The organism is Pelomonas sp. Root405 (assembly GCF_001425165.1).
Taxonomy (GTDB): Bacteria; Pseudomonadota; Gammaproteobacteria; order Burkholderiales; family Burkholderiaceae_C; genus Pelomonas.
Window position 1 is genome coordinate 215597 of the sequence record NZ_LMDU01000014.1, and the last position, 24703, is coordinate 240299.

General features: G+C 67.0%; 27 protein-coding genes and 2 tRNA genes. 20 read left to right on the plus strand and 9 right to left on the minus strand.

What is annotated here, in order from left to right:
• Window positions 1–7: 7 nt before the first annotated feature.
• Window positions 8–610: a MarC family protein gene (locus ASC81_RS18955; RefSeq protein WP_056270501.1), complete on the plus strand. Its 603-nt coding sequence runs from the start codon at window positions 8–10 to the stop codon at window positions 608–610.
• Between the two features lie 21 nt (window positions 611–631).
• Here the strand turns inward: ASC81_RS18955 and ASC81_RS27575 are convergent, their stop codons facing one another.
• Together ASC81_RS27575 and ASC81_RS18960 are read right to left on the minus strand one after the other, a co-directional pair.
• Entirely contained in the window at window positions 632–781 is a 150-nt protein-coding gene (locus tag ASC81_RS27575; RefSeq protein ID WP_200946909.1) for a hypothetical protein, read from the minus strand.
• 35 nt (window positions 782–816) lie between these two features.
• Window positions 817–1368 carry a GNAT family N-acetyltransferase gene (locus ASC81_RS18960; protein WP_056270504.1) on the minus strand — a complete coding sequence of 184 codons (552 nt, stop codon included), beginning with the start codon at window positions 1366–1368 and terminating at the stop codon, window positions 817–819.
• Between the two features lie 274 nt (window positions 1369–1642).
• Between ASC81_RS18960 and aceA the strand changes: the two genes are divergently transcribed.
• Both aceA and ASC81_RS18970 read left to right on the plus strand, forming a co-directional pair.
• Window positions 1643–2941 (plus strand): isocitrate lyase, encoded by a 1299-nt coding sequence (aceA, locus tag ASC81_RS18965; RefSeq protein ID WP_056271764.1) that lies wholly within the window; start codon window positions 1643–1645, stop codon window positions 2939–2941.
• Between the two features lie 102 nt (window positions 2942–3043).
• Window positions 3044–3856, plus strand: coding sequence for a hypothetical protein (locus tag ASC81_RS18970; protein ID WP_156392295.1), 813 nt, complete (start codon window positions 3044–3046; stop codon window positions 3854–3856).
• 8 nt (window positions 3857–3864) lie between these two features.
• Here ASC81_RS18970 and ASC81_RS18975 read toward each other — a convergent pair whose 3' ends face one another.
• Window positions 3865–5415 carry a methyl-accepting chemotaxis protein gene (locus ASC81_RS18975; RefSeq protein ID WP_056270509.1) on the minus strand — a complete coding sequence of 517 codons (1551 nt, stop codon included), beginning with the start codon at window positions 5413–5415 and terminating at the stop codon, window positions 3865–3867.
• 121 nt (window positions 5416–5536) lie between these two features.
• Window positions 5537–6676, minus strand: a complete 1140-nt coding sequence (locus tag ASC81_RS18980; protein ID WP_056270511.1) for an iron-containing alcohol dehydrogenase — start codon at window positions 6674–6676, stop codon at window positions 5537–5539.
• A 59-nt stretch (window positions 6677–6735) separates the two neighbouring features.
• Here ASC81_RS18980 and ASC81_RS18985 point away from each other — a divergent pair, with 59 nt between their 5' ends.
• From ASC81_RS18985 to ASC81_RS18995, 3 genes are read left to right on the plus strand one after another with little or no spacing between them, the layout of a single operon-like run.
• Window positions 6736–8448, plus strand: a complete 1713-nt coding sequence (locus ASC81_RS18985) for a S10 family peptidase (RefSeq protein ID WP_156392297.1) — start codon at window positions 6736–6738, stop codon at window positions 8446–8448.
• Between the two features lie 20 nt (window positions 8449–8468).
• Window positions 8469–9365: an alpha/beta hydrolase gene (locus ASC81_RS18990; protein WP_056270514.1), complete on the plus strand. Its 897-nt coding sequence runs from the start codon at window positions 8469–8471 to the stop codon at window positions 9363–9365.
• On the plus strand, window positions 9362–10216 hold the full coding sequence (locus tag ASC81_RS18995; protein ID WP_056270517.1) for a YbgC/FadM family acyl-CoA thioesterase: 855 nt from the start codon (window positions 9362–9364) through the stop codon (window positions 10214–10216). The genes ASC81_RS18990 and ASC81_RS18995 overlap by 4 nt, the downstream gene beginning before the upstream one ends.
• Window positions 10217–10289: 73 nt before the next feature.
• Here the strand turns inward: ASC81_RS18995 and ASC81_RS19000 are convergent, their stop codons facing one another.
• Both ASC81_RS19000 and ASC81_RS19005 read right to left on the minus strand, forming a co-directional pair.
• Window positions 10290–10538 (minus strand): DUF4936 family protein, encoded by a 249-nt coding sequence (locus tag ASC81_RS19000; RefSeq protein WP_056270519.1) that lies wholly within the window; start codon window positions 10536–10538, stop codon window positions 10290–10292.
• On the minus strand, window positions 10538–11434 hold the full coding sequence (locus ASC81_RS19005; protein ID WP_056270523.1) for a folate-binding protein YgfZ: 897 nt from the start codon (window positions 11432–11434) through the stop codon (window positions 10538–10540). Before ASC81_RS19005 ends, ASC81_RS19000 begins: the two co-directional genes overlap by 1 nt.
• A 47-nt stretch (window positions 11435–11481) precedes the next feature.
• On the opposite strand from ASC81_RS19005, the gene mltG reads away from it, so the two are divergent.
• The 7 genes from mltG (at window position 11482) to ASC81_RS19040 (ending at window position 16340) form a co-directional block, all read left to right on the plus strand.
• Window positions 11482–12477, plus strand: coding sequence for an endolytic transglycosylase MltG (mltG, locus tag ASC81_RS19010; protein WP_056271767.1), 996 nt, complete (start codon window positions 11482–11484; stop codon window positions 12475–12477).
• A complete protein-coding gene (gene tmk / locus ASC81_RS19015; protein WP_056270526.1) occupies window positions 12474–13091 on the plus strand; it encodes a dTMP kinase in 618 nt (205 codons plus the stop codon). Before mltG ends, tmk begins: the two co-directional genes overlap by 4 nt.
• A complete protein-coding gene (locus tag ASC81_RS19020; RefSeq protein ID WP_056270528.1) occupies window positions 13085–14092 on the plus strand; it encodes a hypothetical protein in 1008 nt (335 codons plus the stop codon). The genes tmk and ASC81_RS19020 overlap by 7 nt, the downstream gene beginning before the upstream one ends.
• 64 nt (window positions 14093–14156) lie before the next feature.
• Window positions 14157–14546, plus strand: coding sequence for a PilZ domain-containing protein (locus ASC81_RS19025; protein WP_056271770.1), 390 nt, complete (start codon window positions 14157–14159; stop codon window positions 14544–14546).
• Between the two features lie 4 nt (window positions 14547–14550).
• On the plus strand, window positions 14551–15336 hold the full coding sequence (locus tag ASC81_RS19030) for a TatD family hydrolase (RefSeq protein ID WP_056270530.1): 786 nt from the start codon (window positions 14551–14553) through the stop codon (window positions 15334–15336).
• A complete protein-coding gene (locus ASC81_RS19035) occupies window positions 15333–15995 on the plus strand; it encodes an ankyrin repeat domain-containing protein (protein WP_056270532.1) in 663 nt (220 codons plus the stop codon). Before ASC81_RS19030 ends, ASC81_RS19035 begins: the two co-directional genes overlap by 4 nt.
• Window positions 15996–16112: 117 nt before the next feature.
• Window positions 16113–16340, plus strand: a complete 228-nt coding sequence (locus ASC81_RS19040; RefSeq protein ID WP_056270535.1) for a hypothetical protein — start codon at window positions 16113–16115, stop codon at window positions 16338–16340.
• A gap of 51 nt (window positions 16341–16391) precedes the next feature.
• Here ASC81_RS19040 and efp read toward each other — a convergent pair whose 3' ends face one another.
• Both efp and earP read right to left on the minus strand, forming a co-directional pair.
• Entirely contained in the window at window positions 16392–16946 is a 555-nt protein-coding gene (gene efp, locus ASC81_RS19045; RefSeq protein ID WP_056270537.1) for an elongation factor P, read from the minus strand.
• A gap of 84 nt (window positions 16947–17030) precedes the next feature.
• Window positions 17031–18062, minus strand: coding sequence for an elongation factor P maturation arginine rhamnosyltransferase EarP (gene earP / locus ASC81_RS19050; protein ID WP_056270539.1), 1032 nt, complete (start codon window positions 18060–18062; stop codon window positions 17031–17033).
• A 32-nt stretch (window positions 18063–18094) separates the two neighbouring features.
• Between earP and uvrC the strand changes: the two genes are divergently transcribed.
• The 7 genes from uvrC to ASC81_RS19085 all read left to right on the plus strand — a co-directional run bounded on the left by uvrC (window position 18095) and on the right by ASC81_RS19085 (window position 24020).
• On the plus strand, window positions 18095–20059 hold the full coding sequence (gene uvrC, locus ASC81_RS19055; RefSeq protein ID WP_082536648.1) for an excinuclease ABC subunit UvrC: 1965 nt from the start codon (window positions 18095–18097) through the stop codon (window positions 20057–20059).
• A gap of 56 nt (window positions 20060–20115) precedes the next feature.
• Entirely contained in the window at window positions 20116–20643 is a 528-nt protein-coding gene (locus tag ASC81_RS19060; protein WP_235533711.1) for a hypothetical protein, read from the plus strand.
• Window positions 20644–20720: 77 nt separating this feature from the next.
• Window positions 20721–21287, plus strand: a complete 567-nt coding sequence (gene pgsA, locus ASC81_RS19065; RefSeq protein ID WP_056271778.1) for a CDP-diacylglycerol--glycerol-3-phosphate 3-phosphatidyltransferase — start codon at window positions 20721–20723, stop codon at window positions 21285–21287.
• Between the two features lie 221 nt (window positions 21288–21508).
• Window positions 21509–21781, plus strand: coding sequence for an HU family DNA-binding protein (locus tag ASC81_RS19070; RefSeq protein WP_056201680.1), 273 nt, complete (start codon window positions 21509–21511; stop codon window positions 21779–21781).
• A gap of 25 nt (window positions 21782–21806) precedes the next feature.
• Window positions 21807–21882, plus strand: a tRNA-Val gene (locus tag ASC81_RS19075).
• 120 nt (window positions 21883–22002) lie between these two features.
• Window positions 22003–23916 (plus strand): SurA N-terminal domain-containing protein, encoded by a 1914-nt coding sequence (locus tag ASC81_RS19080; protein WP_056270541.1) that lies wholly within the window; start codon window positions 22003–22005, stop codon window positions 23914–23916.
• 28 nt (window positions 23917–23944) lie between these two features.
• Window positions 23945–24020, plus strand: a tRNA-His gene (locus ASC81_RS19085).
• A gap of 92 nt (window positions 24021–24112) precedes the next feature.
• On the opposite strand, the gene ASC81_RS19090 is transcribed toward ASC81_RS19085, so the two are convergent.
• Entirely contained in the window at window positions 24113–24676 is a 564-nt protein-coding gene (locus ASC81_RS19090) for a hemerythrin domain-containing protein (RefSeq protein ID WP_056270544.1), read from the minus strand.
• Between the last annotated feature and the right edge of the window lie 27 nt (window positions 24677–24703).

Sequence of the window (24703 nt, forward strand, 5' to 3'; positions counted from 1 at the left end):
CGGGCCGATGGACCACAGCTTCCTCTCGGCCCTGATCCTGCTGCTGCTGGTCCTCGACCCGCTCGGCAGTCTGCCCATCTTCATCTCGGTCATGCGTGCGGTGCCGAAAGAGCGCCGCACGCTCGTCGCCATGCGCGAGGTGGGCATCGCCTTCTGCGTGCTGTTCGCCTTCATGTTCCTCGGCGAAGGCTTCCTGCGGGTCATGCACCTGTCGGAGCGCTCGCTGGAAGTGGCCGGCGGCGTCATCCTGATGATCATCGCGATCCGCATGATCTTTGGCGGTGCCGGCGAATCGGCCTACGGGCTGGAGCCCGGGCGTGAGCCGCTGATCTTTCCGCTAGCCGTGCCGTTGCTGGCCGGGCCCTCGGCCATGGCCACGGTGCTGCTGCTGGCGTCCCGCCAGCCGGACCGCATCTACGAATGGATTGGCGCTCTCAGCGCCGCCATGCTGGTGTCGGGCATCGTGCTGGTGATGGCCGACCGCATCCGCAAGCTGCTGGGCGATTCGGTCGTGTCGGCCATCGAGAAGCTGATGGGCCTGGTGCTGACCGCGATTGCCGTCGAGATGGTGCTGGCCGGCTTGAAGCGCTACTTCATCGGCGGTCTTTGATCTTCGGCCAGCACCGCGCGCTTACTTGTTCTTCAGCTTGGCTTCCTTGCCCTTGGGCAAGACGGCCGTCATCGGCGGCACCGGACGGTCCGAGCCCGCCGCCTTGCCGGGGCCTGTGTCCTTCTTGGGTTTCTTGGTCATCTTGTTGCCGCGTTGTTCGGTGTTGGCCATAGGTCCTCCGTGCACAGTGATTACGAGAAATCGAACTATGCCTCAGCGTCGTAGCGAGTTTTGGCCGGGCATGCCGCCCACTGCGCTGCGGTGATGTCGTAGCGGCTGCAATCCATGTCGTACCAGCGGCCAGTGCCGGTGAAGCTCATGCCCAAGCGTTCCATGACGGCCGAGGAGGGCGTGTTTTCCGGCTGGCAGACGGCACAGATCAGCTCGGGCTTGAGCGTCTTGAACGCCCAGCCGACCATGTGGCGCGCCGCCTCGCTGGCATAACCCTCGCCCCAGGCGTCCTGGCGCAGCCGCCAGCCGGTCTCCAGCGGTTCGCCGGGGTCGCGGTTGAGGTGCTGGATACAACCCGTGCCGATCAGTTCGCCTGTGTCGCGCCGCACGAAGCCCCACCAGGAATAGCCGAACTCTGCCCAGCGGGCTTTCACGCGGTCGATCATGGACCGGGTGTCTGCCGGCGTGTCCGAGCGCCCGGTGATGTAGCGCATGACGACGGGATCACTGTTCAGTCGGAACAGGCCGTCGAAATGATTGTCATCGAGCGGTTCGAGGCGCAATCGGGGCGTGATCAGGACAGTCATGGCGGTGGGGCGATGGAGACCAGCTCGACATTTTTGCGTGGCCGATTCTCACGATTCGAAAGTCACTTTTCGGATAATGAAAAGCGCCAATGTTGCGACGCCGCAAGATTTCTCATTATGGTGAATTGCATTTCTTTATTTGAAATAAGTTCTTCAAGTCATTGTTTTTAAACGGAAATGTTTTTCGTCTTGTACAAGACTTGACAGTCCACGGAGCAGGCGCGAAGGCCTAGTCTTGCGGCATTCGTTTTCGATGTTCAGCAAGGAGCTTTCCATGACCCGCCTCACCCGTGACCAACAGACCGCCGCCCTCGAAAAAGACTGGGCCGAGAACCCCCGTTGGAAGGGCATCACCCGCGGCTACAGCGCCGCCGACGTCGTGCGCCTGCGCGGCTCCATCGAGATCGAGCACACGCTCGCCAAGCGCGGCGCCGAAAAGCTCTGGGGTCTGGTGAATACCGAGCCCTTCGTCAATGCGCTGGGCGCCCTGACCGGCAACCAGGCCATGCAGCAGGTCAAAGCTGGCCTGAAGGCCATCTATCTGTCGGGCTGGCAGGTCGCCGGTGACGCCAACAGCAATGGCGAGATGTATCCCGACCAGTCGCTCTACTCAGTGGACTCGGTGCCCAAGGTCGTCAAGAAGATCAACGCCACCTTCCAGCGCGCCGACCAGATCCAGTGGAGCGAAGGCAAGGACGACATCGACTTCTTCGCCCCCATCGTGGCCGACGCGGAAGCCGGCTTCGGTGGCGTGCTGAACGCCTTCGAGTTGATGAAGGCCATGATCGAAGCGGGTGCCGCCGGCGTCCACTTCGAAGACCAGCTGGCCAGCGCCAAGAAGTGCGGCCACATGGGCGGCAAGGTGCTCGTGCCCACCCGTGAAGCCGTCGCCAAGCTCGTCGCTGCCCGCCTGGCCGCCGACGTGATGGGCGCGCCTACGCTGCTGGTCGCCCGCACCGACGCCGAAGCCGGCGACCTGGTCACGGCCGACATCGACGACAACGACAAGCCTTTCTGCACCGGCGAGCGCACGGTGGAAGGCTTCTACCGCACCCGCAACGGCCTGGACCAGGCCATCAGCCGCGGCCTGGCCTACGCGCCCTACGCCGACCTGATCTGGTGTGAGACCGGCAAGCCCGACCTGGCGTTCGCCAAGGCCTTCGCCGACGCCATTCACGCCAAGTTCCCTGGCAAGCTGCTGGCCTACAACTGCTCGCCCAGCTTCAACTGGAAGAAGAACCTCGACGACGCCACCATCGCCAAGTTCCAGCGCGAGCTCGGCGCCATGGGCTACAAGTTCCAGTTCATCACGCTGGCTGGCTTCCACAGTCTGAACTACTCGATGTTCGAGCTGGCCCATGGCTATGCCCGCAACCAGATGAGCGCATTTGTCGAGTTGCAGGAGAAGGAGTTCGCCGCCGCCGAGAAGGGCTTCACCGCTGTCAAGCACCAGCGCGAAGTCGGCACCGGTTACTTCGACGCCGTTACGACGACCATCGAGGCCAACGCCTCGACGGCGGCGCTGAAGGGCTCGACGGAAGACGAACAGTTCTTCGACGCCAAGCATGGTTGATCGCGGTTAATCAGTCAGTTTCAACTCCTGACCTTGGGCCCGCTCTAGCGGGCCTTTTTTCTTTGTCACGCGCACGTCATGCTGGCGTCAAAGACTGTCGCCATGAACAACACGACAACAACAACAACAAAGTTCAGCCTCGCGTCCCGCATGGGCGCGTGGTGGGCCGATCAGCGGGCCAACGGTGAGGCCACCGCGCTGCGCCGGCGCTGCCCCCCGGCCACGGTGGCGGCCGATCAAATCCCTGCATCCATCCGCTCTGCCTGGGCCTTGCAAGCGCCCGAAGAGTTGCCGGGGCTTGCCACCGACGATGCGGCCTGGCTGCGCTGCTCGCTCGGCTTGGCACAGTTCTTCGAAGGCTGCCGCCTGCAGCGCGAATGCGGGCCGTGCGCGTTGCCGAGCAAGGCGGCGGATTCCGTCTGGCATGTCTGGCTCAAAGTCGACCCGGGTGGCCTCGCCGTCTGGCAAGAGCGCTACTTCAGCCGCGTCGTCGAGCACCGCGGGGCGGACGACCTCGGCGCGCCGCTGGATGACTGCCTGGCCCGCACATGGGTCGGCGCCTGCCGCAGCGAGGGCAAGGGCCTGCTCGGGCCGCAGCTGCCGCTGGTGTTCGCGCTCGACGGCTTGCTGTGCCTGCCGACCGGCTGGGCCTACCAACACAAGCGCGGCGCATTGCTGCACCGGCAGATCGACGGCTTCGGGCAACCCGGCGGCGCCGCTTTCGCGCATGCGAGCGTCGCGGCCGCCGGCCTGGTGGCGCTGGGCCTCATCAGCGAGGCAGAGCTGATCTCGCTGCGCCGGCAGCAGGCCGGCGACAGCGGTGGCGCTACCGGGGGCCCAGTCGACGCCGGCAGTTGCAGCGTCTCGGACGGCGGCGGCTGCAGCTGCGGATCGGGCTGCGGCGGCGGCAGCTGACCGTCACGTCAGCGGCGTGCGACCTGGAAGGTGCCGACCGCGGCGTTCAAGGTCGTCGCCTGCTCGCGCAGGCTCTCGGCGGCGGCAGTGGACTCTTCCACCAGCGCGGCGTTCTGCTGCGTGACCTGATCCAGTTGGGCAATGGCGATATTGACCTGGGCGATGCCGTCGGACTGCTCGGCGGTCGCGGTCGTGATCTCGCCCATGATGTCCTTGACGCGTTGCACGGCGCCGACCAGTTCATCCATGGTCTTGCCAGCCTCGGCTACCAGGCGGGAGCCGGCGTCCACGCGCTCGACGCTGCTGCCGATCAGGCCCTTGATCTCCTTGGCCGCGTCCGCCGAGCGCCCGGCGAGCGAACGCACCTCGCTGGCGACGACGGCGAAGCCGCGGCCCTGTTCGCCCGCGCGCGCCGCTTCCACGGCAGCGTTCAACGCCAGGATGTTGGTCTGAAAAGCGATGCCGTCGATGACGCCGATGATGTCCGCGATCTTGCGCGAGCTGGCGTTGATCTCGTCCATCGTGTGCACCACCTGCGCCACCACGTCGCCGCCGCGTTGAGCCACACTGGCCGCCGACACGGCGAGCGAATTTGCCTGGCCGGCCGCCGCCGCCGACTGATGCACGGTGCCGGTCAGCTCTTCCATCGCGCTGGCGGTCTGCTCCAGGCTCGACGCGGCTTTCTCGGTGCGGGCGCTCAGGTCCTGGTTGCCACTGGCGATCTCGGCCGAGGCGGTGCCGATCGACTCGGCTGAATCTCGGATGCTGCCGATGGCCTGCGACAGCGTCTCGCGCATGCGGCGCAGCGTCGTCTGCAATTGGCCGATCTCGTCGGAGCCCGCGACGGCGCCCGCGCCCGAGCGCATCAGGTTGCCGTCGGCCACGCGCTCGGCCAGTTCGTTGGCCGCCGCCAGCGGCAGCGTGATGCTGCGCGTGATGCGCCAGGCTGCAGCAATGCCGACGGCCAGCATGGCCAGACCAATGCCCAGCAGCATCAGCCGGCCAGTGCCATTGGCTGCGTCGATGTCGGCGGCGGTCTGGTCGATGCGCTTGCGCTGGTGGTCCAGGAACTCCTGCATGCGCGCCAGATACACCTTGGAGCCCGGCACGAAGACCTCCATCAGCAATTTCTCGGCATCTTCGGCGTCACCGTCCTTCTTCAGCTGAGTCAGCCGGTCGCGCGAGTCAAGGTAGACCTTGCGCGCCTCGCCGACGGCATCGAACAGCTTTTGCTCGTCGGGCGAGCGGATCAAGCCCTTGAGCTTTTCCTGCATCTCGCCGGAGGACTTGGTGGACTGCGCCGCGTCTTCCTTGAAAAGCTCGACCAGCGACGCGTCTGAACTCTTGGCGATGGCCATGGTTCTGCGCACGCCTGAATTGATGTTGCGGCTCCAGTCCGAAATGAGCCGCTCCTTGGCAAGCGGCTCGTCCATCATCTGGCGGGTTGCCGCGGCGGTGGAGGCCAGTCGCCAGGCTGCCACCGCGATGACGCAGGCAGCCAGTACGAGCACCAGGGCAAAGCCGGCGGCCAGGCGCTTGCCGATGGAAAGCTTCGTCATGCGGTTTCCTTTTCTTGTGTAACCGCCGATGTTCGCGCCAGAGTTGCGCAGCCCGCCCGCAGTCGCGCGGCGGCGTGCGGCTTACGTCACGGATCGCGATCCCAACGCTTGCGCGATCAGCTCAACGCGAGGCAGCCAGCAAGGCCACGTAGTGCTCGGGACTGGCAATGCGCGGGTTGGTCTTGTGGCAATGGTCCACCAGGGCGCGTTCGATGATGCGCTCGTCCAGCTCGGGTCCCACGTCCATCGCTGCCAAGCCGCTGGGCAGGCCCAGCCGGGCGTTCAACGCGCTGATCGCATCGGCGACCGCGTCGGCGCTATCGTCGGCAAGACCCATCGCGTGGGCCAGGCGCTCGATGCGCCGGTCGCGCCGCACGCTGTCGGCCGTGGCGTTGAAGCGGATCACGGCAGGCAGGAAGACCGCGTTCAACGTGCCATGGTGCAGCCGCGGGTTCAAGCCGCCGAGCGCATGGCTCAGCGAATGCACGGCGCCCAGGCCCTTCTGGAAGGCCATCGCCCCGTGCACGCTGGCGCACATCATGTCCATGCGCGCGTCGCGGTCCTGGCCGTCGCGCGTGGCTCGTTCGATGGATTGCCAGCCGCGCCGCAGCCCTTCCAGCGCGATGCCGTCGGCCGGCGGGTTGAAGGCCGGCGCGAGAAAGGTCTCGATGCAATGCGCAATCGCATCCATGCCGGTGGCTGCCGTCAGCGCCGGCGGCAACTTCAAGGTCAGTGCGGGGTCGCAGATGGCGGCCTTGGGCAGCAGCTCCCAGTTGTGGAAGCCCAGCTTGCGGCCGTCGTCCACGATGATGATGGCGCCGCGTGCGACCTCGCTGCCGGTGCCGGCCGTCGTCGGCACCGCAATCAGCGGCAGCACCTTGGGGCTGATGCGCCCTGCGCCGCCCTCGATGGTGGCGTAGTGGGTCAGCGGCCCCTCGTGCGTGGCGGCGATGGCCACGCCCTTGGCCAGGTCCATGCTGGAGCCGCCGCCGATGGCGATGAGGCCGTCGCAGTCGAACTCCCGAGCCACCTCGACGGCCAGGCGCACGGCTGCCTCGGTCGGGTTGGCAGGGGTGCGGTCGAAGACGGGTGGCTGGATGTCGAAAGCTGCCAGCGCTTCATCCAGCACGCCAGCCGCGCGCACGCCGGCGTCGGTCACGACGAGGGGCCGGCGAATGCCGATGCGCTCGCATTCCGCAGGTAGCAGCCGGCTGGCGCCGAACTCCAGCTCGATGCGGGTCAGGTAGAGGATCTGGGCCATGGTCTCTCCGCATTGAATGTCTTTGTGCATCCTAGATCGGCGTGTCTAGACTCGCCGTCATGCGTGCGACTCTGCTCACTCTGGCGTTCTCGGTCGTGTTGGTCGCCTGCGGCGGCGGGGGCGGGGGAGGGGACTCGGCCCCGCCCCCATCCGCACCGCCGCCGGTCGACAACCAGCCCGGCCTGACCGACACGACGGTGTATTCCTCCGCTGCCGATGCGTCGTTGCCCGGCGCCGTGGAGGCCGCCGCCGTCAGCACCAAGACGCTGACGGTGAACGGGCAGACGCTGAGCTACACCGCCACCGCCGGCCACCTGATCGCCCGTGACGCCGCTGGCGCGGCCCAGGCCTCGGTGTTCTACGTCGCCTACACCCTGCCCGGCGCGGACCTGGCGACGCGCCCCGTCACCTTCTTCTACAACGGCGGGCCGGGCTCGGCCTCGGTGTGGCTGCAGCTCGGCAGCTTCGGCCCTCGGCGCCTGGTCACCAATGCGCCCGACACGACTGCAGCGCGCCCCTTCCCGATGGTCGACAACGCGGAGCACTTCCTGGGTCAATCCGACCTTGTCTTCATCAACGCCGTCGGCAACGGCTACTCGCAGGCGATCGCGCCCTTCATCAACCGCAACTTCTGGGGCGTGGACACCGACGCGGCCCTGTTCCGCGACTTCATCCAGCGCTACCTCGCCGTCAACAACCGCGCAGCCTCGCCCAAATACCTGTTCGGCGAGAGCTACGGCGGTCCGCGCACGGCCGTGCTGGCGCGTCGCCTGCAAGACGCCGGCGTCATGCTCGAAGGCCTGGTGCTGCAGTCGCCAGCCATGGACTACAACAGCAATTGCGGCATCACCGGCGGTCAAGGTTGCGGCGGCTATCTGCCCAGCTATGCCGCGGTGGGCGCCTTCCACGGCCTGACCCAACCCGTGCCGACGGATGCCGAGGCCTGGATCAGCCAGGCACGCGTCTATGCCGGCCAGGTCTACGCACCGGCCGTGCAGGCCTGGCTGGCCAATCAACAGCCGGCACCCGCGCTGTGGCAGCCGCTGGCCGACATGACCGGCCTGGCGGCCGCGCGGTGGCAGGCCAACCTCAATGTGTCGGCCACGGCCTTTCGTCAGCAGCTCGTCGCCGGCCACCTGCTTGGCCGCTACGACGCCCGCATGAAAGCGCCCACCGGCAGCGCACTCGCCGCCGACGGTGATCCGTCCAGCACCTGGATCGGCGCCAGCTTCGCCCAGGGCATCGTGACGCATTTGCGCGATGACCTCGGCTATCGCAATGCCTCCACCTATGTGGTGCTGAGCGGCGCCATCAACCTGTGGGACTTCAGCCACGCCGGCCGGCCGCTGCCGGACACGCTGCCCGACCTGGCCGCCGCGCTGGCGCAGAACCCGCGCCTGCGCGTGCTGGCCGTCAGCGGCTATCACGACCTGGCCACGCCTTTCCGTCTGACCGAGACCGACCTGGCGCGCGTGGATGCCGGCCGCGTGAAGATCCGCAACTATCCAGGTGGCCACATGAGCTATCTCGACGATGCGACCCGCGCCGCCCAACTGGCCGACATGAAGGCCTTCTACGCTGACACGCTGGCGCTGCGCGCCACGGCCGACCTCGGCCCCGAGCGCCGTGCGCTGCAGGCCGGGCCCATCATCATGCGTGACCGCGCCGGCACGCCGCAGGCACCGGGCAGCGCTACGCCGAGCGCCGAGCCGGCCTTCCAGGCGCCGTTGCGTGACCCCTGGGTGCCGCCGCAGACAATGCGGCTGCAATGACGCCGCCTTTGACCCCCCGCATGGCCGAGTTACTGACGCGCATCCAGCGCGCCAACCGGCCGCCTTTTCATTCACTGACCCCGCGCGAGGCCCGCATCGCCTATCGCATGGGCGCCGAGATCCTCGACCTGCCGCGCGCGCCGCTGGCCCGCGTCGAAGACCTCGAAGCCGCCGGTCGCCCCGCGCGCATCTATGCGCCCAGCGGCGACAAGCTGCCCGTGCTGCTCTATCTGCACGGCGGTGGTTTCACCATCGGCGACCTGGAGACCCACGACAGCCTGTGTCGCCAGCTCGCCTTGCGCAGCGGCGCCGCGGTGCTGGCGCTGGACTACCGGCTTGCGCCCGAGCACCGCTTTCCCGCCGCCGTCGACGACGCTTGGGCGGGTCTCAGCTGGCTGCACCAGCAGGCCGGCGCCCTCGGCCTGGACGGTTCCCGCCTTGCCGTCGGTGGCGACAGCGCGGGCGGCACGCTAGCCGCGGGCTGCGCCTTCTTCGCGCGTGACCAGGGCCTGCCGCTGGCCCTGCAACTGCTGATCACGCCCGGCACCGACAGCCACATGGGCCACGAATCGCACCGCCGCTTCGCGCAAGGTTTTTTGCTCGACGCCCAGTCCATCGAGTGGTTCTTCGGCCACTACATCGATGCCGACCAGCGCGGCGACTGGCGCTTTGCGCCCTTGCACGCCGACGACCACAGCGGCCTGGCGCCCGCCGCCGTGCTGCTGGCCGAGGCCGACCCGCTGGTGGACGAAGGCCTGGCCTATGCCGACGTGCTGCGCGCGGCCGGCGTGCCGGTGCAGCTCGAACTCACGCGCGGCGTCACCCACGACTTCATCAAGATGGGCCGCAGCCTGCCCGAGGCCATCAGCGCCATCGACTTCTGCGCCTCGGCCATTCGCGAGCACCTCAAACCATGAAACGCCAAGACTTCCGCCTGCTCGAACCGCTGCGCGTGCGCTGGGCCGAGATCGATGCGCAGGGCATCGTCTTCAACGGCCACTACCTGACCTATCTCGACACGGCCATGAGCGGCTACTGGCGCGCGCTGGCGCTGCCGTATGCGGACACGATGAAGATGCTCGGCGGTGATCTTTTCGTGCGTCGCGCTGCGCTCGACTATCTCGGCTCGGCCCGCTACGACGACCGCCTGGACATCGGCATCCGCTGCCGCGAGTTCGGCAACAGCTCGATGAAGGTCGACGGCGCCGTCTTCCGGGGCGACCAGTTGCTGGTGCAGGCCGACATGGTCTATGTCTTCGCCGACCCGGTCGCGCAGACGCCGCAGCGCCTGCCCGATGCGCTGCGCGATGTCATCCACGGCTTCGAGGCCGGGCAAAGCGTCGTCGACGTCGGCGTGGGTGCCTGGAGCGAACACGGTGACGCCGCCGCCATCCGCCACCAGGTCTTCATCGACGAGCAGGGCATCCCGGCCGACATGGAATGGGACGCCGCCGATGCCAGCTGCCTGCATGCGCTGGCCCGCAACCGCTTCGGCATGCCGCTGGCCACCGGCCGGATGCTGGAGCACGTCCCCGGCGTCGCCAAGATCGGCCGCATGGCCGTGCTGCGCGCCATGCGCGGCACGCAGATCGGCCGTCAGGTGCTGGACGCGCTGATGGCCGAGGCGAAGAAACTGGGCTATCGCGAAGTGCTGCTGCATGCGCAGCTGTCGGCCGAGAATTTTTATCTTCGCGCGGGATTCCAGCGGCGCGGCCAGCCGTTCGAGGAGGCTGGCATTGGGCACGTGGAGATGGTGAGGGCGCTTTAAGCCTGGCCGCATGCAGGCGGCCAGTCCTTCGGCAGGTGTCGGACAGCACGCAGGTGCTGTCCTCGATCCGGCCTCAGCCCAGCATCTCGAAGCGCTCGACCTTGCGCTCGCTGGCCAGCCAGGGTGCCATGGCTGCGGCGGTCTGCGGTTCGCGATGACCCCAGCCCTCCGGGTAGACCTCCATCCACGTCCACAGCCCGTCGGCGTCCGGCTCTGGGCGTTGCAGCAATTCGATGGGCGCCTCGACGCGGGCCTTGCGAAAAGCGGTGAGGGCGTCGTCGACGTGTTCCGCCGCAACGCGGTAATAGACGTAGAGTTGCATCAGTCTTGCGGCGGAATGTCGTAGGGAAGGACGCAGTGCTGCAACGTCGCGCCGGTAGCGCTGCCCAGATGGAGGCTGCCGCCTTCCAGCGCCGCGAGCTTGATCTCGGCGGCGATGACCGAACGTCCGTCGCGCGAACCGCTGCCGGCGACGACGCCAGCGGGCTGCTCCGGATCGGCGCTGTTGAAGATCTCCTGGCCGATCTCGACGGTGCCTTGCGTCTCGAAGACCTGCAGCCGCCGCTTGAGCGTGCCGCGGTACTGGCTGCGCGCGACGATCTCCTGGCCGGGGTAGCAGCCCTTCTTGAAGTTCACGCCGCCGAGCACCTCGAAATTGATCATCTGCGGCACAAAGGCCTCGACGGTGGCGCCGCGCACCCAGGCCATGCCGGCCGCCGCTTCGGCAAACGCCCAGTCGTCGGGCGACATCACGGCACCGGCCGGTGCGGGTGATGAAGCCGGCTGCACGCGTAGCGCGCGGCCAAATTCGGGTTCAGCGGGCAGGGCGATCTGCACGGCGTCACCGTCGCGCACCAGCGTCCAGGCCTCGGCGGTCGGCGCGCCCAGCAAGCCGTAGACGGCGAACTCGGCGCTCGCGTCAGTGAGCTTGCACTTGGCCCGCATCACGAACATCGACAGCCGCTTGAGCGTCGCCGCCAACGTCTCGGCTGGCAGGGCCAGCAGGATCTCTTCGTCGCCACCACGCCAGCCGACCATCGTCGCCAGCAGCCGGCCCTTGGCCGTGCAGAAGCCGGCAAGGCGGGCGTGGTCGCGGTCGAGCAGCGCGAAGTCCTGGGTGAGCTGGCCGTGCAGGAAGCTGGCGGCGTCGGCGCCCTGGGCGCGGATCACGCCCCAGTCGCCGAGCCGGAGTTGGGAGGCTTGAAGGGTCTCAGACATGGCGGCAATTATCATCAGCGCCCTTTTGACGGAGCATGGGCAAGGGCATGAAGTGGCTGTTGCGGGCATTGCTCGTGTTGTTGTTGATCGCCGGCCTGGCTGCGGGCGCCGTCTGGCAGTGGCTGCGCAGCCCCTTGAACCTGGCCGCCCCGTCGGTGGAGCTGTCCATCGAGCCTGGCACCAGCCCTGCCGTGGTCGCCCGCGCCTGGGTGGCGGCGGGTGTGCAGACCGATGCGCGTTGGCTTTATGAGTGGTTCCGCTGGTCGGGTCAGGCCAAGCAGATCCGCGCCGGCAGCTACGAGGTGCATGCCGGCATCACGCCGCGGACGCTGCTGGACAAGATGGTGCGCGGCGACCAGGTGATGGAGCAACTGCGCCTCATCGAAGGCTGGAACTGGCGCCAGGTGAGGGCAGCGCTCGCCGCCGCACCGGCGCTCAAGGCCAGGACGGCGCAGATGAGCGATGCCGACATCATGGCCGCGCTCGGTGCGCCCGGCGTCGCGCCAGAGGGCCGCTTCTTTCCCGACACCTATGCCTACAGTCGCGGCGTCAGTGACCTGACGGTGCTCAAGCGCGCTCACTCGGCCATGCAGCAGCGACTGGTCGCCGCCTGGGGCAAGCGCGCGCCGGACCTGCCATTGAAGTCACCCGACGAGGCGCTGATCCTGGCTTCCATCGTCGAGAAGGAGACCGGCACGCAGGCCGACCGCAGCCGGGTCGCCGCGGTCTTCGTCAACCGCCTGCGCGTCGGCATGCCGCTGCAGACCGACCCGACCGTCATCTACGGCCTGGGCGAGGCCTTCGATGGCAACCTGCGCAAGCGCGACCTGCTGGCCGACACCCCCTTCAACACCTACACGCGTGGCGGCCTGCCGCCCACGCCCATCGCGATGCCGGGTGCGGCCTCGCTGCAGGCGACCCTGAACCCGGCATCCGTCAAGTCGCTCTATTTCGTCGCCCGTGGCGACGGCAGCAGCGAGTTCAGCGACGACCTCGCCGCGCACAATCGCGCGGTCAACAAATACCAGCGCAGCGGCAAGTGACGGGACGGTTCATTTCTTTCGAGGGCATCGATGGTGCCGGCAAGTCCACCCACATCCAGGCCGTGGCCGACTGGTTCCGCGCCCGCGGCGCCGACGTGCAGCTCAGCCGCGAGCCCGGTGGCACGCCGCTGGCGGAGACGCTGCGTGACATCGTGCTCAAGCAGCCGATGGATTCGCTGACCGAGTTGCTGCTGATGTTCGCCGGCCGCCGTGACCATGTCGAAGCCGTCATCAAGCCCGCGCTCGCCGCCGGCAAGACGTTGCTCTGTGACCGCTTCACCGATGCCAGCTTTGCCTACCAGGGCGGTGGCCGCGGCCTGCCGCTGTCGGTGCTGAACCCCTTGGCCGACTGGGTGCAGGAAGGCACCGAGCCGGAGCTGACGCTGTGGTTCGACCTGCCCGCCGAGCAGGCCGCGGCGCGCCGCGCCAGTGCGCGCGAGGCCGACCGCATCGAGCAGCTGGACCTGGCCTTCTTCGAGCGCGTGCGCGCCGGTTATGCGGCCCGTGCGGCCCAGGCGCCGGCGCGCATCGTGCGCGTGGACGCCAGCGGCACGGTCGAGCAAGTGGCGGCCCAGGTGCTTGCCGTGCTCGACAAGCGTTACCCGGCATGCTGAACGCCGACCTGCCCTGGCTTCAGGCGCCGCTGGCCGATGCGCTGGCGCGGGCGCGCTCGCATGCCCTGCTGGTGCAGGGGCCGGCCGGCGTCGGTCAGCTCGAACTGGCCGTCAAGCTGGCCCAGAGCTGGCTTTGCGAAGACCGCGCCGAGAACCAGCCGGCCTGCAGTCATTGCGCCAGTTGCAAGCTGTTCGCCAGCGGTACGCACCCCGACTTTCAACTGCTGCTGCCCGAAGCGCTGGACGCGTCGGCGCGCGAGTCGCTCGGCCTGCCTTTCGAAGAGGCCGAGGCGCCCAAGGCTGGCAAGGCCAAGCCCAGCCGCGAGATCAAGGTGGAGGCGGTGCGCAACCTGCTCGCCTTTGCCCAGGCCACGTCGGCGCGCGGCAGGGCCAAGGTGGTCGTCATCTTCCCGGCCGAGGCGCTCAACGGCATTGCCGCCAACGCGCTGTTGAAGACGCTGGAGGAACCCTCAGGCCTGCTGCGCTTTGCCCTGGCCAGCCACGACAGCGCCAGCTTGCTGCCCACCATCCGCAGCCGCTGCCAGCCGCTGCCCTTGCCGCTGCCAGACCGGGCCGCCGCGCTGGCCTGGTTGGCTGCCAAGGGTGTCGACGGCGCCGAGGGACTGCTTGCCGCAACCGGCGGCCGGCCGCAGCAGGCGCTGGCCTGGCATGAGGCCGGGCTGACTGACGCGACCTGGCAGGCCATCCCCAAGCGCGTTGCGCGGGGCGAGGTGGCAGCCCTTTCCGACTGGGCGCCCCCGCGAGTCATCGACGTGCTGCAGCGCCTGTGCCACGACCTGGTCCGGCGCAGCCACGGCCAGCCGGGCCAGTTCTTTGCCGCAGCTGCATTGCCGTTGCCAAAGCGGGCGGCACCGCTGCTGGCCTGGGACGCCGAACTGCGCCGTGCGGCACGTCATGCCGAACATCCACTCAATGCGGGGCTGTGGATCGAGGCGCTGGTGGCCCAAGCCCAGACGGCCATGATGGCGGCCGCGCGCTGAATACACTCAGCCCATGAGTGACGCCAATTCCAAGCCCGGCAGCCCGCAATTCCAGCCCAGCCAGATGGGCGGCAGCCTGCCCTTGCCAACCGTGGGCGGCGCGGCCGGTGCGGGCGCGCGGCCCAGCGTCATCCAGCTGGTCTTCCGCGAGAAGTCGGCGCTTTATGCAGCCTACATTCCTGCCTTTACCGATGGCGGCCTGTTCGTGCCGACAACGCGCGACTACAAACTCGGCGAAGACATCTATCTGCTGCTGGCCCTGCCCGAGGACAACCAGCGCTATCCGGTGGCCGGCAAGGTCGCCTGGCTGACGCCGCCCAACGCCTCCGGCGGGCGCACCCAGGGTGTCGGCGTGCGCTTTCCAGGTGACGAGAAGACGCGAGCGATCCGCGTCCGCATCGAGGAAATCCTCGGCACGGCGATCTCGTCGAGCAAGCCGACGCAGACGCTCTAGCCCGATGTTCATTGATTCGCATTGCCACCTCAGCTTCCCCGAGCTGAAGCAGAACCTGCCGGCCATCCTGGCCGACATGCAGGCCGCCCAGGTTGAGCAGGCCGTCTGCATCTGCACGCAGATGGAAGAGTTCGAGGCGGTGCATGCGCTGGCGATCGAGCATGACCAGCTCTGGGCCACGGTGGGCGTTCATCCCGACACCGAGGACATGCGCGAGCCCGATGTGGCCGAGCTGGTGCGGCTGGCTGCGCTGCCTCGCGTCGTCGCCATTGGCGAGACCGGTCTGGACTACTACCGCCTGAATGGTCGCAGCATCGACGACATGGAGTGGCAGCGCGAGCGCTTCCGCACGCATATCCGCGCGGCCAGGCAGGCCCGCAAGCCGCTGGTCATCCACACCCGATCCAGCGCCGCCGACACATTGCGCGTGCTGGACGAGGAGGGCGGCGAGTCGGCCGGCGGCGTCTTCCATTGCTTCACCGAGACCGCCGAGGTGGCGCTGGCCGCCGTCGAACGTGGCTACTACATCTCCTTCTCGGGCATCGTCAGCTTCAAGAACGCCCAGGACCTGCGCGACCTGCTGAAGCTGCTGCCGCTGGACCGCGTGCTGATCGAGACCGACAGCCCCTACCTGGCGCCCATGCCCTTTCGCGGCAAGACCAATTCACCGGCCTATGTGCCGCATGTGGCGAAGGCCGTGGCCGACGCGGTGGGCCTGCCCGTGCCCGAACTGGCCGCCCTCACGACGGCGAACACACGGCGGTTGTTCTGCTTGCCGGAGGTCGCATGAAGGTCTGGCTGGCGGGCGTTGCGCTTTCTGCCGCGTTGCTGGCACAGGCCGCGCCCATCGACGAGCTGGTCACGGCCGCCGAGATGGACGATGGGCGCACCGTGCTGGCCCTGCTTCTCAAAGGCGTCGATCCCAACCAGGACGATGCGCGCGGCCGCCGGGCCATCTTCATCGCCTTGCACGAGGGCTCGCAGCGCGCCCTCGACAGCCTGCTGGCTTCGCCGCAGACCCGTGTGGACGATGCCAACGCCCAGGGCGAGACGCCGCTGATGATCGCGGCCATCCGTGGCTCGCTGCCGGCCGTGCGGGCTCTGGTCAAGCGCGGCGCTGCGGTCAACCGGGCCGGCTGGACGCCACTGCACTACGCCTGCAGCGGCCCGGACAACGGCGTTGCGGCCTTCCTGATCGCCCAGGGCGCCGAACTCAATGCGCGCTCCGAGAACGGCACGACGCCGCTGATGATGGCTGCCCGCTATGGCAACTCCGACCTTGTGCCCCTGCTGCTCAAGGCCGGCGCGGAGCCTCGCGCAGCCAACGAGCAAGAGCTGACCGCGGCCGACTTCGCCCAACGCGGCGAACGCGACAAGCTGGCTGCAGAACTGCGCCGCCTCATCAAGGAACGCCAGCGCGCAGCGGACGCCGCCAACTCCGCCAAATAGTGCTCGGTCAAAGGGGCGTGTAAGGGAAAGTCTTACAGCGCCTAGCGCGCTGGGCCGACTGTCGTGAAACGGGCCGCCTGCCTACAGTGAAGCCATCGACTCACCACGAGGCTCACCATGCTGAACACCACCCCGAATCTGGCCGACCCGTTTGCGATGCTGATTTCGCCTGAGCAGGTCATGAACGCCATCGGGCGCTCGGACCGCCTGGCCCGTCTGCAAAGCCGCATCTACCGCCCGTTGGACCGGCCCTGGATCCCGGTCAAGGGCACGGTCGATTTCGACAGCGAGATCGATGCTGAGCCGGAAATCGATCTCTCCGATCTTTCGGACAGCGACGAATAAAGCAAAACGCCCGCAAGCTGCGGGCGTTTGACTGCGACGGCCGCGGCGGCCTCAGACGCGCTTGCGGTACTCGTGCGTGCGGGTGTCGATTTCGATCCTGTCGCCGTTTTCCACGAAGGCCGGGACCGAGATCTCAAAGCCGGTGCCCTTGAGGCGCGCGGGCTTCATGACCTTGCCCGACGTGTCGCCCTTGGCAGCAGGCTCGGTCTCGATCTCGCGCACGACGCTGGTCGGCAGCTCGATGGAGATGGCCTTGCCATCGTAGAAGGTGACTTCGGCGGCCATGCTGTCTTCGAGGTAGGAAATGGCGTCGCCCATGTTCTCGGCCTCCACCTCGTACTGGTTGTACTCGGTGTCCATGAAGACATACATCGGGTCGGCGAAGTAGGTGTAGGTGCACTCCTTCTTGTCGAGGATGATCTGCTCCATCTTGTCGTCGGCCTTGAAGACCAGCTCGGCGCCGGCGCCGTTCAGCAGGTTCTTCATCTTGATGCGCACGGTCGCGGCGCCACGGCCACCACGGCTGTATTCCGTCTTCAGGACGACCATCGGGTCCTTGCCCTGCATGATCACGTTGCCGGCGCGGATTTCTTGAGCGAGTTTCATGGTGTATTGCGAAGTAGAGCGCCGGGTTGCCGGCAGGCTGCGCACCAGATCCCGTCTCGGCTTGGCGCGGCAAAGCCCGACATTCTAGCGGGAAGCCCTCACGAAACCGTCCAGCTGGCTGAGCAGGTCCGGCTGCGCTGCCAATTGCGCACGCCATGCCGGGGCATGCGCCGCAGCCTCGGCCAGCCCCGTCAGCGAAGCCGGCAGCGCGCCCAAGCCATTCCAGCCGTGCCACACCGCACGCCACGCGTCGGGCAGATCGGCGCGCGACATGAAGGCCTCCAGCTTGGCGTGATGGGCGTCATCATGCTGTGGGTAGATCTGCCAGACGAAGGGCTTGCCGGCCCACTGCGCGCGCACGAAGGAATCCTCGCCGCGCACAAAGTTCAGGTCGCAGGACCACAGCAGGCGGTCATAGTCTTGCTGAGGCAGATACGGCACGGCGATGCTGCGCAAGCCCGCCCGCGTTTCGATTCGCGCCTGCGCCGGACCCGGGCAGGCGAGCAGCAAGGTCGGTTCCTCGGCCAGCGCGTCCAGCAGCGCCGGCAAGGCCGCGTTGGCATATGCGAACAGGCTGACGATTCGCTCCCCCGGCCGTGGTGCCCAGCCGCGCTGAGCCAGCCAGCTGTTCCCATCAAAGCCATCAATTTGATCGAGCAGCCCGGGCTCGCGCAACAGGCCGCCCGTCCGTGCCGTGAAGCCCGGGTAGAAAAAATGCTTGGTCAAGCCCGCGCCTGGCCCGCTGAATTGCGGTGACGCCAGGCCATGGCTGCGCTCGACGTAGTCTTCTGCGCTGAGGTACTCGAGATTGATCCATCGCGGCGCCTGCGGGCAGGCCGCCATGCGCGCGACGAAGGAGGGCGGCAGTTCGCAGCCGAAGGCTTCGATGACGATGTCCCCCGGCTGCACGTCCACATCCTGCTCCGGCCAAGCGCGCAACCCGATGCCGGCGGCCAGCTCGGGTGCCATCCATGCCAAGGCCGACGCATCGTCCACCCACAGCCGCACGGTGTGACCGCGCATGGCCAGGTCACGCGCCAGCCGCCAGCAGACGCCGAGGTCGCCGTGGTTGTCGATGACGCGGCAGAAGATGTCCCAAAGCGGGCGGCTTTCCATGCGGTGGATTGTCCCAGGCGAAAATCCGGCCGATGTCGAGCCCGACCCCTTCCAGCCCCGATACCCCCGAGGCGCAGCTGTCCGAACAGGAACGCAGCGCAGCCGCCGAGAGCGCCGCGCGCGCGATGCGCGAAAAGCTGCTCAACGAGGTCAATTCGCTGCCGGCGATGCCGGGCGTCTATCGCTATTTCGATGCCAAGGGCGAGGTGCTCTATGTCGGCAAGGCCAAGGACCTCAAGAAGCGCGTCAGCAGCTATTTCCAGAAGAACCATGGCGGCACGCGCATCGGCGTGATGGTGTCGCGCATCGTGCGGCTGGAGACCACGGTGGTGCGGACCGAAGCCGAGGCCCTGCTGCTTGAGAACAACCTGATCAAGACGTTGAACCCGCGCTTCAACATCCTGTTCCGCGATGACAAGAGCTATCCCTATCTCAAGCTGACCTCGCACGCCTGGCCGCGGATGGCTTACTACCGCGGCGCGGTGGACAAGCGGCACAAGTACTTCGGCCCCTTCCCGAGCGCATGGGCGGTGAAGGAATCCATCCAGCTGATGCAGAAGGTGTTCAAGCTGCGCACCTGCGAGGACAGCGTCTTCAACAACCGCAGCCGGCCCTGCTTGCTGCACCAGATCAAGCGGTGCTCGGCGCCCTGCGTGCCCTTCGGCCAGACGCCCGAGTACGCACGCGATGTGCAGAGCGCCGAACGCTTCCTGCGCGGCGAGACGGATGAGGTGATGGCCGCGCTGCAGCAGCAGATGACGGCTTATGCGGAGCGCTTCGACTACGAGCTGGCCGCCGAAGTCCGCAACCAGATCCAGGCGCTGTCCAAGGTGCTGCAGCAGCAGGTCATCGAGGAGAGCAGTGCCACGGGCCGCGACCGTGATGTCGACATCCTGGCCGTCAAGGTGCAGGGTGGTCGCGCCTGCGTGAACCTGGCGATGGTGCGGGGCGGGCGGCACCTTGGCGACCGCGCCTTCTTCCCCAAGCATGTCGACGAGGCGACAGCCGTTCATCTGGATGACGAGGAGCAGCTCTCCGTCGAACGCCAGGTGCTCGAAGCCTTCATGGTCCAGCACTACCTCGCCGCGCCAGTGCCCAGCCTGATCGTCGTCAGCGAGCCGGTGGCCGCCAGCATGGCCGAAGCGCTGGCCCTGCAGCTGGGCAGCCGCGTGAGCGTGCAGGCCCAGCCACGTGGCCAGCGGCGCGTCTGGCAGGACATGTGCATCAAGGGCGCCGAGCTGGCGCTGGCCAGGTTGCTGGCGGAGGAGGGCTCGCAGCAGGCGCGCACGCGCGCACTGGTCGATGCGCTGGACCTGTCGGTCGCCGAGATCGACAAGTTCCGCGTCGAGTGCTTCGACATCAGCCACACGGCGGGCGAGGCGACGATGGCCAGCTGCGTCGTCTTCGAAGACCACCAGATGCAGAGCAGCCAGTACCGCCGCTACAACATCGAAGGCATCACCGGCGGTGACGACTACGCGGCGATGCGGCAGGTGTTGACGCGTCGCTACAGCAAGATGGCCGAGGCTGCCCAGCTCGGCACCGCGCGGCTGCCTGACCTCGTGCTGGTGGACGGCGGCCGCGGCCAGGTCAGCATGGCGCGCGAGGTCTTCGAGGAGCTTGGCCTCGATCTGGGGTTGATCGCCGGTGTCGAGAAAGGCGAGGGCCGCAAGGTCGGGCTGGAGGAGCTGGTGTTTGCCGACGACCGTGAGAAGGTCTATCTTGGCCGCGACTCCGCCGCGCTGATGCTGGTCGCCCAGATCCGCGACGAGGCCCACCGCTTTGCCATCACCGGCATGCGCAGCAAGCGCGCTGCCACGCGCACGGGCGGCTCGCGCCTGGAGGATGTGCCCGGCGTCGGGCCCAAGAAGCGCTCGCAGTTGCTGCAGCGCTTTGGCGGCGTCCGCGGCGTGGCCGGCGCCAGCGTCGATGAGCTCTGCAGCGTGAAAGGGATCTCACGCGAGCTGGCCGAAGACATCTACCGCGCACTGCACTGAACCCAAGCTGGCGCAAGATGCTGCCGACAACAGACCCACGAGGAGAGGAGGCCGTCGTGCCCGTGAATCGCTTTCTGCGCGCCGCGCGATGGCTCATTGCACCCATGCTGGCCGGCTGCGGTGCCGCGCCGCGCGCACCGGCCCCGGCACCGACGCCCGCGCTAACACCAGCGCCCGTTGTTGCGCCTGCGCCTGCCGCGCCGGCCCCCGCGCCCGGCGTCGCCCTGCCCAAGCCGCCTGGCATGCCACCGCCCAAGCCGGTGCGCACCCACGATGAATTGCGCCGTCAGGCGGCCCAGCGCCTGGTCATGGCAAACCCTGAGCGCAGCTACATGACGCCAGCGCCTTCGCATCTGCTGACCGTCATCGTGCTGGAAGTCGAGGTGAAGGCTGACGGCAGCGTTCGCAAGATCGACGTGGTGCGGCCCCCCCGGTTTGGCCCGGAAACACTGCAGATGGCCATCGATGCGGTGCACCGTGCCGCGCCCTACGGCGATGTGCGCCGCATGCCCGCGCCTTGGAGGTTCACCGAGACCTTCCTGTTCGACGAGCATCGCCGCTTCAAGCCGCGCAGCCTCGATTGAACCAACGCATCCGTGGCCTAGAGCTTTAGGCCAATACCCTTCCTCCCAGCGCCCCAAGCTTGGGCACAATGGCCGCCATGTTCCTGACGCTGCCGACTCTGCTGACCTGGGCCCGCATCGTGGCCATCCCGCTGATCGTCGGGGTGTTCTATCTGGACCTGACGCCCGACCACCAGAACCTGTTCGCGACGGTGCTCTTCATCGTCGTGGCGCTGACCGACTGGCTGGACGGCTACCTGGCCCGCAAGCTCAACCAGACCTCGTCCTTTGGCGCCTTCCTCGACCCGGTGGCGGACAAGCTGATGGTCTGCTCGGCCCTGCTGGTGCTGTTGAAGTTGCAGCGCGTGGACGCTTTCGTTGCGCTGGTCATCATCGGCCGCGAGATCACGATCTCGGCCCTGCGTGAATGGATGGCGCAGATCGGCGCGTCGCGCAGCGTCGCCGTCCACATGGTGGGCAAGCTCAAGACCACGGCGCAGATGGTGGCCATTCCCTTTCTTCTGTATGACGGCCGGCTTTTCGGTGTCATCCCGACGCATGAATGGGGCACCTGGCTGATTTACGCGGCCGTCGTGCTGACCATCTGGTCCATGGTCTATTACCTGCAGAAGGCGCTGCCCGAGATTCGGGCCAAGGCGCGTTAGCGCCCTCACGAGCGAACCCGGAGACCGAGTTGTATCGGGACTTTTCCCGCCCCGCCTGCTTCTTGGCGCGCGTCTAGAATCCGCTTCCCCGCGCGCGTCACAACCATCTTCTGATGGCTCCATGCGGCAGCGCAATGCGGGATCGACATCCGCATTTGCAGCCCTGCACACATCCATGCGCAGGGCTCAACAGTCCGCAGAATCGTCATGAGGGGGCACGAGTGAACAAGTCCGAATTGATCGAGCACATCGCCAAGCAGGCAGACATTTCTAAGGCTGCTGCCGGCCGTGCGCTCGAAGCCGTGATCGGCGGCGTCAAGACGACACTGAAGAAGAACGGCACGGTGTCGCTGGTAGGCTTCGGCACCTTCAGCATCACCAAGCGGGCCGCGCGAGCTGGCCGCAACCCCCGCACAGGCGATACGATCAAGATCAAGTCGGCCAAGGTGCCGAAGTTCAAACCCGGCAAGGCGCTCAAAGACGCCGTGAACTGAAGGTTCAGCCGGTTCCGGAATTCCCGGGCGCTTAGCTCAGTTGGTAGAGCACCTCCCTTACACGGAGATTGTCGGCGGTTCGAGCCCGTCAGCGCCCACCACCCGCCCGGGGACGGCATCAGCCGTCCCGCACTTAGAATGCGGCTCCCCTCGAAGGCGAACCACCCGGTTCGCCTTCGTCGCGTTTGATTCTTAGCGCTTGATCGTCAAGGCTTCCTGAGATGTTTGAATTCGTCCGCCAACACAACCGCCTGTTCCAGTTCATCCTGCTGATCTTGATCCTGCCGTCCTTCGCCTTCGTCGGCATGCAGGGCTACACCAGCATGATGGACGGCGCCAACGCCAGCGTGGCCACCGTCAATGGCCGCAAGATCACGCAAGCCGAGTGGGATTCCGCGCAGCGCGAGCAGGCCGATCGCATCCGCCGCCAAAGCCCCGGTGTCGACGCCAAACTGCTGGACACGCCCGAGGTGAAGCGCCAGGCCCTCGAAGGCCTCGTCAACGAGCGCACGCTCAAGGCGGCGGCGGAGCACCAGCACTTCACGCCCAGCGCGGAGGCCGTCAACGCCAGGTTCTGGAACGACCCCCAGTTCGCTTTTCTGCGCAACCCCGACGGCACCGTCAACAAGGCCATGCTCGCCGCGCAGGGCATGACACCCTCGATCTTTCTGGAGCGCCTGCGACAGGACTACGCCATCCGCCAAGTCACGACGCCTATCGAAACGTCGGCCACTGTCGGTACTGCGGCGCCCAAGCTGGCCTTCGATGCCTTGTTGCAGCAGCGTGAAGTGCAGTTGCAGCGTTTCGACGTCGCGGGCTTTGCCGCCAAGCTCAATCCGAGCGATGCCGACATCGAAGCCTTCTACAAGGAACCGGCCAACGCCGCCAAGTTCCAGCTGCCCGAAACTGCCCAGATCCAGTACGTGGTACTGGACCTGGAGGCCCTGAAGCAGGACGTCAAGTTCACCGAAGACGACCTGCTGACCTACTACAAGGAAAACGCGGCGCGCTACGGCGTGCCCGAAGAGCGCCGCGCCAGCCACATCCTGATCAAGGCAGAGCGCAGCGCGCCGGCTGACGAGCGGGCCAAGGCCAAGGCCAAGGCGGAAGAGATCCTGGCGCAAGTGCGCAAGAACCCCGCCGAGTTCCCAGCGCTGGCCAAGAAGAACTCCCAGGATGAAGGCTCCGCGGCCAATGGCGGCGACCTCGACTTCTTCAGCCGCGGTGCCATGGTCAAGGAGTTCGACGCTGCCGTTTACGCCATGAAGTCGGGCGAAATCAGCAACCTTGTCGAGACCGATTTCGGCTATCACATCATCCAGCTGACCGGCACCCGTGGTGGCGAGAAGAAGCCTTTTGAAGCCGTGCGCGCCGAGGTCGAGGGCGAAGTGCGCAAGCAGCTCGCTCAGCGTCGCTATGCGGAAGCCGCCGAGCAGTTCGGCAATCTCGTTTACGAGCAGGCCGACAGCCTGCAACCGGCCGCGGACAAGCTCAAGCTCAAGCTCCAGACCGCCACCGTCCAGCGCCAGCCCCAGGCCGGTGTGACAGGCCCGCTGGCTTCGCCCAAGCTGCTCGACGCTGTCTTCGGCGCCGAAGCGCTGCGCAACAAGCGAAATACCGAAGCCGTTGAGACGGGTGCCAGCCAGCTGGTGTCGGCCCGCGTTGTCCAGCACAACCCGGCCCGCGTGCCGCCGCTCGCCGACGTGAAGGACAAGGTGCGACAGCAGCTCGTCCAGAAGCTGGCTTCGGAACAGGCCAAGAAGGTGGGCGAGGCGCGGTTGGCTGCGCTGAAGGCCAATCCCGCCGATACAGCCGGTCTGGAAGCGGCCGTCACGGTGTCACGTGCCAAGCCGCAAGCGTTGACACGCGCGCAGCTGGAAGCTGTGCTCGGCGCCGACGCCGCCAAGCTGCCTGCCGCGGTGGGTTTTGCGGCAGATGACGGCGGCTACATCGTCGCGCGCATCAATCAGCTGCAGCCGCGCGATGCCGCCGTCATCGACGACAAGCGGGCTGCCCAGCAATACGCAGGTGCATGGGCCCGGGCCGAAGGGCAAGCCTTTCTGGCAGCGCTGAAGTCCCAATACAAGGCCGTCATCAACGTCGCCGCCCCAGCGTCGGCGGCCAGTGCCCCCTGACTTTTCCGCTATACTCTTTGGCTCTGCGGTGGCTGTAGCTCAGTTGGTAGAGTCCAGGATTGTGATTCCTGTTGTCGCGGGTTCGAGTCCCGTCAGCCACCCCAAACTCTCCAAGTAAAAACAGGCACCAAGGTGCCTGTTTTGCTTTCCGAGGCCAGCTCTGAATTACTGGGAGTGGCCCTGGTCGCTTCGCCGGTCAGTGCGGCTCGGCCAGGTCGCCGAGCAACTGCGTCTTGCGTGCGGCGAGTTCTTCGCCCATGACGTCGAGATCCAGATCGGACTTCCGGATCTTGGGGAACATCTCGCCTTCTTCTTCCTTGACGTGGTGGTCGATGTATTCGCCCAGCACCTTCACCTTGGCGTCGTAGTAGGGATCGTCCGGTGTGGCGGCTTCGATCTGGGCGATCAGATCCTTGGCGCTGGCGTGTTCGACATCGGCCTCGTCGACGAGGTCCTCGTCCTCGCCCAGCACCTCGCGGGCGGCCGGATAGAACAGCTCTTCTTCCACAGTGGCGTGCGCCGTCAGCATGGCGCAGATCTGCAGTGCGAGGGCCTGCTTCTCCTCGGCGTCGCCATCGGCCTTGACCAGCTTGTCGTACTCCTTGAAGAGCGCCTTCACGTCCTTGTGGTCCTGCGTCAGCATGTCGACAGCGTCGGGCGTCGACTTGCTCTTGGCGCTGCTCGAAGTCTTCTTCGCTGCGGATTTGGTGGCGGCGCCCTTGGACGCCTTGGCTGAGGTCTTCGTTGCGGTGGTTGGCATGTGATGTCCTACTGGCTGGTGGCAAAG